This is a genomic window from Catellatospora sp. NPDC049133 (assembly GCF_040648455.1).
Classification (GTDB): Bacteria; Actinomycetota; Actinomycetes; order Mycobacteriales; family Micromonosporaceae; genus Catellatospora; species Catellatospora aurea.
Genome location: NZ_JBEZDT010000007.1, coordinates 205,654 through 218,252 on the forward strand (window position 1 = coordinate 205,654; position 12,599 = coordinate 218,252).

Annotated in this window: 12 protein-coding genes; 7 read left to right on the plus strand and 5 right to left on the minus strand. The window is 71.5% G+C overall.

Annotated features, from left to right (window positions below; genetic code table 11):
• Positions 1–132 precede the first annotated feature (132 nt).
• Both AB0B35_RS10355 and AB0B35_RS10360 read left to right on the plus strand, forming a co-directional pair.
• Positions 133–1,362 (plus strand): cell division protein DivIVA, encoded by a 1,230-nt coding sequence (locus tag AB0B35_RS10355; protein WP_360520818.1) that lies wholly within the window; start codon positions 133–135, stop codon positions 1,360–1,362.
• 78 nt (positions 1,363–1,440) lie between these two features.
• A complete protein-coding gene (locus AB0B35_RS10360; RefSeq protein ID WP_361043202.1) occupies positions 1,441–2,754 on the plus strand; it encodes a hypothetical protein in 1,314 nt (437 codons plus the stop codon).
• Positions 2,755–2,846: 92 nt separating this feature from the next.
• Here AB0B35_RS10360 and AB0B35_RS10365 read toward each other — a convergent pair whose 3' ends face one another.
• The 4 genes from AB0B35_RS10365 to AB0B35_RS10380 form a co-directional block, all read right to left on the minus strand.
• Positions 2,847–3,626, minus strand: a complete 780-nt coding sequence (locus AB0B35_RS10365) for an alpha/beta hydrolase (RefSeq protein ID WP_361043205.1) — start codon at positions 3,624–3,626, stop codon at positions 2,847–2,849.
• A 66-nt stretch (positions 3,627–3,692) separates the two neighbouring features.
• Complete coding sequence (locus AB0B35_RS10370; RefSeq protein ID WP_361043208.1) at positions 3,693–3,962, minus strand: hypothetical protein; 270 nt, start codon at positions 3,960–3,962, stop codon at positions 3,693–3,695.
• A 176-nt stretch (positions 3,963–4,138) separates the two neighbouring features.
• Positions 4,139–5,923 (minus strand): 3-hydroxybutyryl-CoA dehydrogenase, encoded by a 1,785-nt coding sequence (locus tag AB0B35_RS10375; protein WP_361043387.1) that lies wholly within the window; start codon positions 5,921–5,923, stop codon positions 4,139–4,141.
• 210 nt (positions 5,924–6,133) lie between these two features.
• Complete coding sequence (locus tag AB0B35_RS10380) at positions 6,134–7,033, minus strand: alpha/beta hydrolase (RefSeq protein ID WP_361043212.1); 900 nt, start codon at positions 7,031–7,033, stop codon at positions 6,134–6,136.
• 346 nt (positions 7,034–7,379) lie between these two features.
• Here AB0B35_RS10380 and AB0B35_RS10385 point away from each other — a divergent pair, with 346 nt between their 5' ends.
• The 3 genes from AB0B35_RS10385 (at position 7,380) to AB0B35_RS10395 (ending at position 10,846) form a co-directional block, all read left to right on the plus strand.
• Positions 7,380–8,456 (plus strand): RNA ligase (ATP), encoded by a 1,077-nt coding sequence (locus AB0B35_RS10385; protein WP_361043215.1) that lies wholly within the window; start codon positions 7,380–7,382, stop codon positions 8,454–8,456.
• A gap of 162 nt (positions 8,457–8,618) precedes the next feature.
• A complete protein-coding gene (locus AB0B35_RS10390) occupies positions 8,619–9,305 on the plus strand; it encodes an SDR family NAD(P)-dependent oxidoreductase (RefSeq protein WP_361043218.1) in 687 nt (228 codons plus the stop codon).
• A gap of 41 nt (positions 9,306–9,346) precedes the next feature.
• On the plus strand, positions 9,347–10,846 hold the full coding sequence (locus AB0B35_RS10395) for an aldehyde dehydrogenase family protein (RefSeq protein WP_361043221.1): 1,500 nt from the start codon (positions 9,347–9,349) through the stop codon (positions 10,844–10,846).
• 63 nt (positions 10,847–10,909) lie between these two features.
• Here the strand turns inward: AB0B35_RS10395 and nucS are convergent, their stop codons facing one another.
• Positions 10,910–11,569, minus strand: a complete 660-nt coding sequence (nucS, locus tag AB0B35_RS10400; RefSeq protein WP_361043223.1) for an endonuclease NucS — start codon at positions 11,567–11,569, stop codon at positions 10,910–10,912.
• A gap of 71 nt (positions 11,570–11,640) precedes the next feature.
• Between nucS and AB0B35_RS10405 the strand changes: the two genes are divergently transcribed.
• Together AB0B35_RS10405 and AB0B35_RS10410 are read left to right on the plus strand one after the other, a co-directional pair.
• Positions 11,641–12,243 carry a DUF4126 domain-containing protein gene (locus AB0B35_RS10405; protein ID WP_361043226.1) on the plus strand — a complete coding sequence of 201 codons (603 nt, stop codon included), beginning with the start codon at positions 11,641–11,643 and terminating at the stop codon, positions 12,241–12,243.
• A gap of 92 nt (positions 12,244–12,335) precedes the next feature.
• Positions 12,336–12,596 (plus strand): hypothetical protein, encoded by a 261-nt coding sequence (locus tag AB0B35_RS10410; RefSeq protein WP_120318357.1) that lies wholly within the window; start codon positions 12,336–12,338, stop codon positions 12,594–12,596.
• Positions 12,597–12,599: the final 3 nt, after the last annotated feature.

Genomic DNA, 12,599 nt, shown 5'->3' on the forward strand with positions numbered 1-12,599 from the left:
CTATTGGCTTCCGGTATGGATCTTCCGGCTGGAATGGCACTGGCACTTTCGGCCTCTCCGGCCCACATCCGGTGGGCGAAAGTGACCCCACGCCCTTGCGCGACACCCGGGGTCATCTGCGAGTATGTCCCAATGTCCCAGCAGCCCTCCTCCGTCGCGTTCTTCGATGGCGCGAATACCCAACAAGACTTCACAGTCGTCCTGCGCGGTTTCGACCGCGAGCAGGTAAACGCGTTTGTCGGTCGCCTGAACGCTCAGCTTGCCCAGTCGGAGCAGGCACGCGCGGAGGCCGAGCAGCGCATGAACGACGCCCAGCGTCGTCTGCGCCAGGCTGAGCAGCGGCTCAACTCGGTCGAGCAGAAGCTCACCGACACGAGCAAGCAGCTGGAAGAGAACAGCCGCCCCACCCTGTCCGGCCTCGGCACCCGCGTGGAGCAGATCCTGCGGCTCGCCGAGGAGCAGGCCAACGACCACCGCGGCGAGTCCAAGCGCGAGTCCGAGGGCATCCTGTCCGCGGCCCGCCTGGAGGCCCGCGAGATCACCGACAAGGCGCGTGCCGAGGCCGCCGCCATGAAGGCGACCGCCGAGCGCGAGGCCGGCAACCTGCGCACCGCCGCCGAGCGCGAGGCCGCCGAGGTCCGGGTGCAGGCCCGCCGCGAGGCCGACACGCTGCGCGCCGACGCCGACCGCGAGACCAAGCAGCTGCGCACCGCCACCTCGCACGAGGTCGCCGAGCTCAAGGCGACGGTCGAGCGTGAGGTCGCGACGCTGCGCGCCACCGCCGAGCGGGAGATCACCCAGCTGCGCGCCAAGGCCGCCCGCGAGGCGGAGGAGAAGCGCGCCGAGGCCTCCAAGATGCTGGCCGACGCGCGGGACAAGCGTGACAAGGACCTGCAGGCCCTGCAGCTGGAGCTGGCCGAGCGGCGCGAGAAGTCCGAGCGCGAGGAGTCGCAGCGCCACTCCTCCGCCGTGGCCGCCACGCAGAAGCTGGTCGGCGAGGCCGAGGAGCGCGCCCGCGCCGCCGAGGACCGGGCCAAGGAGATCGAGCAGCGTGCCGAGGCGCGCCGGGTCGAGTCCGAGCGCACCGCCGTCGAGACGACCGAGAAGGCGCGCGTCGCCGCGGAGAAGGCCGTCAACGAGGCCAAGGCCGAGGCGCACCGCCTGGTGTCCGAGGCCCGCAACGAGGCCGAGCTGACCACCACGGCCGCTCGCCGCGAAGTCGACGACCTCACCCGCCAGAAGAACGCGGTCACCGCGCAGCTCGGCCAGATGCTGTCCGGCCTGGCCGGCATCGTCCCGGGCGTCGGCGCGCCGGCCCCGGCGGCCGCCGAGGAGAAGCCGAAGGCGGAGAAGGCCGAATAACGATCCGATCCACATCTGATCACGCCGCGCCCGGCACCTGTCGGGCGCGGCGTGACCTTTTATGTGAAGATGGACCGCATGTCGCACGGCGGAGACCTGTTCGCACTCGGTGAGGGCGTCTCATCGGAACCCAGCTTCGATACGTCCCTCAAGGGCTTCGACAAGAAGCAGGTGAACCGATACGTCGTCCAGGTCGAGTCCGAACTGGCGACCCTGGCCGCCGAGCGGGACCAGGCCATCTCGCAGCTTCAGGCGCTCGCCGGGCAGGTGCAGCAGCTCCAGCTGGAGCTCGCCGACGCCGCCCGCCGCGCCGTGCCGTCGCGGGTCTCCTTCCGGCACCTGGGCGCGCGGGTCGAGCAGATCCTGTCGCTGGCCGAGGACCAGGCCGACGACCTGCGCAACGGTGCCGCACAGGAGATCGCCGACCAGCGCGCCGAGGCCGAGCGGCTGCTCGCCGACGCCCGTGACCGCGCCGCCACCGCGTCCCGCGACTTCGACCTGGCCCTGGCCTCCCGTCGCGCCGAGGAGCGCAAAGCCGAGGAGCAGCACCGCACCGAGCTGACCGAGGAGACGCAGCGCCTGCGTGCCGAGGCGCGCGAGCTGCTCAACCACGCCCAGACCGAGGCGCAGGGCACCCGCACCGCCGCGGCGCAGGAGGCCGCCTCCCGGCGCATCCAGGCCGACAAGGAGATCGCCGCCGCGCGCGCCGAGACCGAGCGCCACGCGGCGGAGAGCCGCGCCCAGGCCGAGCAGCGGCTCGCCGCGGCCGCCGCGGAGGCCGAGCAGCGGTTGGCGGCGGCCACCGCCGAAGCCGAGCAGCGGGTGGCCGCGGCGAACGCGGAAGCCGAGCGGCAGCTCGCCGCCGCGACCGCAGCGGCCGCGCAGAAGCTGGCCGAGGTCGAGGTCCAGGCGACCCAGCGCACCGACCAGGCCGAGCAGGAGGTCGCACTGGCCCGTGGGCGAGCCGCCGCCGAGCAGGCCGCCGCGGACACGGCCAAGCAGCAGTACGAGGACGGCCAGACCCGCCTGGTGGCGATGCGGGCCGACATCACGCAGGTAGAGCACCGGCTCGCCGAGCTGAAGCAGCAACTGCACGTCGAGCTGGAGCGCCTGGCCAAGGCCCAGCGCGAGGCCGAGGAGGCCGAGCGCCGCCGCGCCGAGGCGACCCGTCCGGCCGAGGAGCCGACCCAGGCCGTCAGCCTGCCCGCCCCGCCCGCTCCCGCCGCGCAGGCCGCACCTGCTCCGCCCGCACCGGCACCGGCTGCCCCCGCCGCACCGGCGCAGCCGGCCGAGTCACAGCCCGGGGACGAGCCCACGATCATGCTGGCCGGCAACGAACCGACCATCAGCCTGGACGGCAGCAACAGCGACGCCGGGGCGTCCAGCCGCTAGGCACTCTTCGCCGCTGTGCGCCACGGGGATTCCGCCCGGGGCGCACAGCCGTTTTCCGGCCCCACCCACGGCAGGCGACTGGCGGTGCTCGGTCAGCGCGGCTTGTCGGCGAAGGCGGCGACGGTGCGGTCGGCGTACGCGCTGGCGTCGCCGTACTCCATGGGGCCGGGCCAGTCTTTGGGGAGCGGGGTCTCGACCGAGGGGGCGACGCGGCGGACGATCTCGTCCAGCACCGTCTCGGCGTCGCCCACCCACAGGTGCTTCGCGCCGGGCACGCCCACGACCTCGGCGTGCGGGATCGCGGCGAAGCGCTCCTTCGCCTCGGCCGGGCGCAGGTAGTCGTCGTGCTCGGGCACGAGCGCGGTCACCGGGCGGCGCGACTGCGCCCATACCGCCAGATCCTCGGGCTGGGAGAAGCGCAGCGGCGGGGACAGCAGGATCGCGCCGGCGACCGCCGGGTCGCAGCCGTACTTGAGCGCCAGGTCGGTGCCGAAGGACCAGCCGACCAGCCACAGGTTCGGCAGCTCGTGGAACTCGGCGTACTCGATGGCGGCGGCGACGTCGAAGCGCTCGCCCACCGCGTTGTCGAACGCGCCCTCGCTGGTGCCGCGAACGCTGGACGTGCCGCGGCTGTTGAACCGCAGCACCGCGATCCCGGCCAGCGCGGGCAGCCGCCAGGCGGCCTTGCGGTACACGTGGCTGTCCATCATGCCGCCGTGCGTGGGCAGCGGGTGCAGGCAGATCAGGGTGGCGACCGGGTCGCGGTCGGCGGGCAGCGCCAGCTCCCCGACCAGCTTCAACCCGTCGGCGGTATGCAGTTCGATGTCCTGACGCCGAGCGGGCAGGATCGAGTTGGCACGGATCGCGGTCACGCCTACAGTCTGCCCGCGCACCGGCCCGCCTTACCCCCCGACGTCGCGGTGATCACACCGGGCCGCTCAGCCGTAACGGGGCGCGTTGCGGGACCGTTCGACGTTGGGTTTGCGCTGGTGCCGACCCTGCCAGCAGCTGCTGTGCCAGTGCCTGCGGTCGCCCGCGTCACCCCAGCCCTGCGAGGGCCAGGCGACGACGTGCGGCACCCCGGGCCGGATGTCCTGGTGGCACCCCGGGCACTTGTAAATCTTGTCCGACCGCTCGCCGCTCAGATGCCGGACGGTGAATTCCCCGTCCGGATCGTCGTGCACGTACTCCACCCCGCGTCGCGACATGGCCTCATCAAGATCGCGCTCCGGGCGATCTTTTTTGTTGTTACGACGCGGACTCATGTCCCCAAGATACGGCGCACCCCACCAGACTCAACGATCTTGCGCGAACTGTTGGGGATATGCCCGATTAAGGCATGTCATCCCCACGGTTTGCGCAAGATCGTCGGTGGTGTCAGTGGTCAGCGGTGGGTGTGGTCGCGGAAGCCGCGGCCGGTCTTGCGGCCGAGGTAGCCGGCGGTGACGAGGTGCTCCAGGAGGGGGGCCGGGGAGAAGCCGGGTTCGCGGAGTTCGAGGTAGAGCTCGCGCTGGATGGCGAGGGAGACGTCGAGGCCGACCACGTCGAGCAGTTCGAAGGGGCCCATGGGGTAGCCGCAGCCGAGCTTCATGGCGGCGTCGATGTCGTCGGCGGTGGCGTAGCTCGCCTCAAGCATCTTCACGGCGTCGTTGAGGTACGGGAAGAGCAGGGCGTTGACGATGAAGCCGGCGCGGTCGGCGCAGTCGACGGCGGTCTTGCCGAGACTGGAGACCACGGCGTCGGCGGTGGCCAGGGTGGCGGCGCTGGTACGGATCGTGGCGACGACCTCGATCAGCGGCATGACCTGGGCGGGGTTGAAGAAGTGCAGGCCGACCACGTCCGCGGGGCGGTGGGTGGCCATGGCGCACTCGACGACCGGCAGGCTCGACGTGGTCGTGGCCAGTACGGTGCCGGGCTTGCAGATCTCGTCGAGGCTGGCGAACAGCGCCTTCTTGACGCTCAGCTCCTCGACGACGGCCTCGACGACCATGTCCACGTCGGCCAGGTGGTCCAGGTTGGTGGACCAGGTGATCCGGCTGATGGCCGCGTCGCGCTCGGCCTCGCTGAGCTTGCCCCGCACCACGCCCTTGTTCAGCGAGGTCTTCACGGACTCGCAGACCTTCGCGGACTTCTCCGCGCCGCGGGTCACGCTCAGCACCTCGTACCCCGCCTTGGCGAAGACCTCGATGATGCCGGTGGCCATGGTGCCCGAGCCGACGACGCCGACGCTGCCGATCGGGCGGGCGGCGGCCTCGTGCTCCCCGGCGGCCGGGGTCAGCTCATCGGCGACCACGACCGGCGAGCCCTGCTTCTCGTACGTGTAGAAGCCGCGGCCGGACTTGCGGCCCAGCAGGCCCGCGGTGACCATCTGCTTGAGCAGCGGGGCCGGGGCGTGCCGGCGGTCGCGGCCGCCGCGGCGGTACATGGTGTCGAGGATCTCGTACGCCGTGTCGAGGCCGATCAGGTCCATCAGCGCGAGCGGGCCCATCGGCAGGCCGCAGCCCAGCTTCATGGCCGCGTCGATGTCCTCGCGGGTCGCGTAGTGGTTCTCGAACATGGTGACGGCGTGGTTCAGGTAGCCGAACAGCAGCGCGTTGGCGATGAACCCGGCGCGGTCGCTGATGGTCACGTCGGTCTTGCCGAGGCGGGCGATCAGCGCCTCCACGTCGGCGACGACCTCAGGCGCGGTCACCACGGTACGGATGATCTCGACGAGCTTCATCACCGGCGCGGGGTTGAAGAAGTGCACGCCGATGACCTGGTTGGGCCGGTGCGTGGCGACCGAGATCTCGGTGACCGACAGCGAGCTGGTGTTGGTGGCGAGGATGGCGTGCGGCGGGCAGACCTTGTCCAGCTCGGCGAAGATCGCCTGCTTGAGGTCCAGGTGCTCGGGCACCGCCTCGATCACGAAGTCGACGCTGTGCAGCGCCGCCAGGCCGACCTGGAAGTCGACCCGGGAGTGCAGCGTGTCGCGGTCCTGCTCGGACAGCTTGCCCTTGGCCACGGCGCGGTCGGTCGAGCCGGTCAGGTTGGCCCGGCCCCGGTCCAGCGCGCCCTCGCTGATCTCGACGGCCACGACGTTCAGGCCGTTGCGCGCGAATACCTCGACGATGCCGGCGCCCATGGTGCCGAGGCCGACCACGCCCACCGTGTTGATTTCGCGAGCCACAGTGCCCATCCCATCTCCCGAACGATCGCTAAGGTTACTCGGGAGTCTGCCATGGCCCATGCGTCCCCACAGCGGCTGCCGCAAGTGAACATAGCCACTCGTCACGTACTGACGAAAGGAAGGGCACCTTGCCATCGCTCCGCGATGTACAAGGTGCCCTTCTTAACATCTGGGTGACATCAGCCCAGGCCAGCGGCCGCGCGGGGTAGGTCAGGGGGCGTCGCGCGGGGCGGCGCGCACGGCTGCCGCCACGGTCTCGGCACCTGCACGGCCCAGGGTGATCGTGTAGTGGTTCACATCCGGAACGTCGTCCTCCGTCACGCCGGGCAGCCACTCGCTTGCCCGGCCCGGCGGGTAGAGCGGGGAGTCCGGGTCGTCGAACATGCCACGCGGGGCGCGCAGGAACACGGCGGGGCGGGGCAGCGGCTCCGGCGTCATACCCGGCAGCGCGTAGAGGTCCTGGCCGTCGCGGACCGCGGCCTCCATCCGGCACGCGGCCCGCAACTCCGGCTCCTGCCCGACCACGTCGTACGCGAGATACGCGTCGGCCCCCTCGGGCCACGGGTCGAACGACGGGTGCTGCCGCCACAGCGCCAGGTACGCGTCCCGGTCGGGGAAGGTCATGTTCAGCCGGGCGAAGACGGCGCCCACGGTGGTGGCGATCGCCTCCTCCAGCGCGGCCGCGCCCGCCGATGCGTCGACGCCCGGCGGCAGCGGCAGCGCGGCTCCGCCGTCGACCAGGACCAGGCGCTCGACCAGCTCCGGGAATCGGCGCGCGGTCTCGGCGACCACGAAGCCGCCCATGGAGTGGCCGACCAGGAGCACAGGGGTGTCGGCGTACGCGCGGATCACCTCGGCCACGTCGGCGGCGTGCTCGGCCATGCCGTACGGGCCCGGCAGGTCCCTGCTGCCGCCCCGGCCGCGCAGGTCCACCGCGACCACCCGGTGGTCGCGGCCCAGCTCCGGCCCGATCAGGGTCCAGGCCAGGTGCGACGACGTGATCCCGTGCACCGCGACGATCGCCGGACCGCCCTCGCCCCACACGCCCACCCGCAGCTCACCGCCGCGCACGGGCACGCTCTCCAGCCGGTACGCCACCAGGTCGCCCATCGCCGCTCCTCACTCGCCGTGCGCCGAATGCTGCCACACCACGCGCGTCCTGCCAGTGGTGTCTGCCCACACAACCCCAGCCGCCGGACCGTGCCGCACACCGCCGACGGCACGGTCCGTGGTCATCAGCCGGCACGCCCGCGGGACCGCGCCGTGACCCGTCGGCCACCGCGCCCGTTGCACCGCCGTAGCGCACTGGACCACGTCCGGAGCAGGCCTGTCCGCCCGCCTAGGTTGGGAAGGGCACCTTCTACAACACATAGCGATGGGAAGGTGCCCTTCCTTCGCTCTGGGCGGGCGGGGAAGTCGGTTGCTGTGGGCATGCGGGGGCGGGAGCATTCTCGGCATGTCGACACTCAAGGTCACCGCGGAACGGCTGGTGATCCACCCGCACCCCAATGCCGACGCGCTCGAACTCGCCGAGGTGGGACGGCTGCGCGCGGTGGTCGCCAAGGGCGCCTACCGCACCGGGGACCACGCCGTTTACCTGCCCGAAGGCTCGGTGCTGCCGGAGCCGCTGATCGCCGAACTCGGCCTCACCGGACGCCTCGCGGGCGCGAACAAGGACCGCATCACCGCGGTACGCCTGCGCGGCGAGCTGTCCCAGGGCATCGTCTGCCTGCCCAAGGCACTGTCCGACCTGGACCTCGTCGCGGCCGCCGCGGCGGGCACGGACTTCGCCGAGGTGCTCGGCGTGGTCAAGTGGAACCCGCCGGTGCCGGTGCACCTGGCCGGGGACATGGAGCCCGCCGCCGACCTGCTGCCCTGGCTCGAGGTGGAGAACATCCGCCGCTACCCGGACCTGTTCACGGCCGGGGAGCCGGTGATCGCCACCGAGAAGATCCACGGCTCGGCCACGCTGATGACGTACGTCGCGGCGACCGGTGCGGTGTACGCGTCGTCGAAGGGCTTCGGCAAGCAGCGCCTCGCCATCAAGGAGACCGGCGCCAACCTGTACTGGCGCGCGATCCGGACCTTCGACCTGCCCGCCTTCGCCGGGGCGGTCGCCGCCGCGGTCGGCGCGGGCCGGGTCGGCGTGTTCGGCGAGGTGTTCGGCCGGGGCGTGCAGGACCTGCCGTACGGCGCGAACGCCGGGGTGCGCCCCGGGTACGCGGTGTTCGACGTGTGCGTGGACGCCGGGGACGGTGTGCGCTGGCTGACGCTGGACGAGTACGCGCCGCTCGCCGCCGAGCACGCGGTGCCCCTGGTCCCGGTGCTCTACCGGGGCGCGTACGACGAGCAGGCGCTGATGGCGCTGGCCGACGGCACCGAGACGGTCTCCGGCACGGGCGCGAACCTGCGCGAGGGCCTGGTCGTACGCTCGCTGCCCGAGCGCTACAGCCCGGTGACCGGCGGCCGCGCCATCGGCAAGATGGTCTCCCCCGCCTACCTCACCCGCAAGGGCGGCACCGAGTACGAGTGACCGCCCCGGCCCACTCTCACCGGCCGTCGTGCCGTGGGCCACGAGGTCTGATCTTGACGGTTTCTCGTCGCCTGGGCCGCGAGAAACCGTCAAGATCTGAGTGGGGTCCGGTTGTTCGGGCCGGTCGCGTGGATCTCGACGGCGAGGCACTAGCCTGTCAGCGTGCGTTATGTCGTGATCACAGGTGTGTCCCGCGGGCTGGGCGAAGCCCTGCTCAACCAGTTCGAGACCGACGAGGACACCGTGGTGCTCGCGCTGGGTCGCGGTTTCACCGACGCGCAGCGCATCAACGCCGGCAAGCGGCTGATCCTGCGCCACTGCGAGCTGGCCGAGCCGTCCACCCTGCCGCACGCGTCCGAGCTGAGCGAGCTGTTCGAGGACGCCGACGAGGTGGTGCTGATCCACAACGCCGCGGTGGTCGCCCCGATCGGGCCGATCGGCGACCTGGAGCCCGACGAGCTGGCCAACGCGGTGGCGGTGAACCTGACTGCGCCGATGCTGCTGACGAACTCCCTGCTCGCGGCACTGCCCGCCACCGCCTCCCGCGCCGTGATCATGTTCGTCTCCTCCGGGGCGGCGCACCGGATCATCGACGGCTGGTCGGCGTACTCGGCGACCAAGCGCGGGGCCGAGGAGTTCTTCGCACACCTGGCCGAGCAGTGCTCGGACGATCCGCGGATCAAGGTGGAGGTCGTCAACCCGGGCGTGATGGACACGGGTATGCAGGAGACGATCCGGTCCGCCCGGTTCGCGGGACGGCAGCGCTTCCTCGACCTGTACGAGAACGACGAGCTGCCCGATCCGGCCGCGATCGCGGCCCGGCTGATCGAGGAGCATCTCCAGGCGTGAGGATGTTTCGGATTACTCGTGAGTAGGCCTAGACTGCGCGCGTGACCACCACCTCATCCCTGCCGCCCGGCGCGAGTGTCGTCGAGGCCGGCAAGCTGATCTCGACGAACCCCGCCACCGGCGAAGAGGTGGCCCGCCTGCCCGTCGCGACCGCCGCGGACGTGGCCGCCGCCGTCGAGCGGGCCCGCGCCGCGAGCGTCTGGTGGGCGGGCCTGGGCTGGCGCGAACGCCGCCGGCGCCTGCTGCGCTGGCGCAGCCTGCTGGTCGCCCGCATCCAGGAGCTGGCCGAGCTGATGCACCGCGAGGGCGGCAAGCCGGTCGACGAGGCGCTGCTGGAGATCGTCGTCTCGGTCGACCATGCCGCCTGGGCCGCCAAGCATGCCCGCAAGGTGCTCGGCCCGCGCCGCGTCGGCGGCTCGCTGATGCAGTCGGAATACGCCGCGCACCTGGAGTACCAGCCGTTCGGCGTCATCGGCGTGCTCGGCCCGTGGAACTTCCCGATCTTCACGCCGTTCGGTTCCATCGCGTACGGGCTGGCCGCGGGCAACGCCGTGGTCTTCAAGCCCAGCGAGTACACCCCCGCCGTGGGCCAGTTCTACGTGGACGCGTTCAACGAGGTCGTGCCGGAGCACCCGGTGCTGCAGATCGTGCACGGCTCCGGCGAGACCGGCGCGGCGCTGTGCCGCTCGGGCGTGGACAAGCTGGCCTTCACCGGCTCGGCGGCGACCGGCCGCAAGGTGATGGCGGCCTGCGCGGAGACCCTGACGCCCGTGCTGATCGAGTGCGGCGGCAAGGACGCGCTGATCGTGGACGACGACGCCGATCTCGACGCGGCGGCCGAGGCCGCGGCCTGGGGCGCGAACTTCAACGCCGGGCAGGCCTGCGTCGGCATCGAGCGGGCGTACGTGCACGAGCGGGTCTACGACGCGTTCGTGGGCAAGCTGGTGGCGCGGACCGAGAAGCTGACCGTGGGGGAGCAGGTCGGTCCGATCACCATGCCCGGCCAGCGCGACATCATCGCCCGCCACATCGACGACGCGCTGACCAGCGGCGGCCGCGCCCTGCTCGGCGGCCCGGACTCGGTGCAGGGCGCGTACGTCAAGCCGACCATCCTGGTCGACGTTCCGGAGTCCTCGGCCGCGGTACGCGAGGAGACCTTCGGCCCGACCATCACCGTCACCAAGGTCGCCTCCGTCGAGGAGGCGATCGCGCTGGCCAACGACTCCGCGTACGGCCTCGGCTCGGCGGTGTTCTCCAAGCGCCACGGCATGGCCATCGCCCGCCGCCTGAAGACCGGCATGACCGCCGTGAACTCGGCCTTCTCCTTCGCCGTCCTGCCCACCCTGCCCTTCGGCGGCGTGGGCGCGTCGGGCTTCGGCCGCATCCACGGCGCCGACGGCCTGCGCGAGTTCACCCGCGCCAAGGCCATCGCCCGCCGGCGCCTGCCCAGCCTGCCGCCCCTGCTCACCTTCGACCGCAAACCCTCGGCCGTGAAACTGGCCCTGGCCGTGACCCGACTCCTACACGGCCGCGACCGCTGACCCACCCACGACGAAGGCCCCCGGCACACCCGCCGGGGGCCTCACCGTTTCCGCACTCGGGTGTCAGAAGAGGGTCAGTTCGTCTTTCTTGGTGCCGCGGAGGCGGTCGTAGTCGACGACCACGCAGCGGATTCCGCGGTCTTCGGCGAGGACTCGGGCCTGGGGCTTGATCTCCTGGGCGGCGAAGATGCCGGCGACGGGGGCCAGCAGGGGGTCGCGGTTGAGCAGTTCCAGGTAGCGGGTGAGCTGCTCCACGCCGTCGATCTCGCCGCGGCGCTTGACCTCGACGGCGACGTGGGCGCTGGCGGCGTCACGGCAGAGCAGGTCTACGGGGCCGATGGCGGTCATGTACTCGCGGCGGACCAGGGTGAAGCCTTCGCCGAAGGTGTGCGGGGCGGCGGCGAGCAGTTCCTGGAGGTGGGCTTCGACGCCGTCCTTCTGGAGGCCGGGGTCGGGGCCGAAGACGTGGGACGTGTCCTCGAAGATCTCCTCCAGAGCGATCCGGAGCTCCTCGCCGGCCTTGTTGACCACGCGCCAGACGCCGGGCTCCTCGACCAGCTTGCAGGGCGGGCTCATCCAGTTCAGCGGCTTGTACGCCCGGTCGTCGGCGTGGATCGAGACCGAACCGTCCGCCTTCACGATGAGCAGGCGTTTGGCGGAGGGGAGGTGGGATGACAGCCGTCCGACGTAGTCGACGGTGCACCGGGCGATGACGAGACGCACCGAACCAGCCTAAGGGACGCGTATCCGTCGTAGCGTTCGCGTCCGTTGCTCCGCCGGGGCATGCTGGGATCGTGCTCGAACTACTGACCGGCACGGGGCTGGCCACGGCCGCGGGGCTCAACGCTTACATCCCGCTCCTCGTGATCGGCATGCTGGACCGGTACACGAACCTGATCAACCTGCCTTCCACCTGGTCCTGGCTGAGCAACGGCTGGGTGCTGCTGATCCTCGCGGTGCTGCTGGCGATCGAGTTCGTCGCGGACAAGGTGCCGGTGGTGGACAGCGTCAACGACGTGGTGCAGACCGTGGTCCGGCCGACCGCGGGCGGCATGGCGTTCGCGGCGGGCACGGGTTCCGAGACCGTCACGGTCACCGACCCGTCGGCGCTGTGGACGCAGAAGCTGTGGATACCGATCGTGATCGGCCTGCTCATCGCGTTCACCGTGCACGGCGCGAAGGCGACCGCCCGGCCGGTGATGAACGTGGCCACGGTCGGCATGGCGGCCCCGGTGGTCTCGACGGTCGAGGACGGCGCGAGCGCGGGCCTGTCGGTCGTCGCGATCATCGTCCCGTTCCTGGTGATCATCTTCTTGATCGGCCTGGTCTGGTGGATGGTGACGGCCCGGCGACGGCGGCGGCAGCGTCGCGCCATCGGGGCACTGTCGGAAAAGTAGCTCTGGCCACCAGGCGTGGCGAAAGCGTGATAAACGGGCGAAAACGTCATACTCTCGCGGAGGAATTCCATCCGATCCCCCGTGGAGGTCTCGTGGCCAGCGTCGCCGAGGTCAAAGCCGCCATCGATGCCGCCATGCTGCACGTGCAGGAAGGCCAGGACGCGGTCCGTTCCGCCAACGACCGGCTCGGCGAGGCGCAGCTCAGCCTCGCGACCGCCGTCGAGGGGTCCGGGCACGAGGCCGTGACCGCCGCGCAGGCCGCACTCGCCCAAGCCGCCTCGGAACTCGAGGAATGCCTCACCGCGACGCTGCACGCGGTGGAGCAGGCCGAGTCGTACGTCGCGACGCTGTGAGCC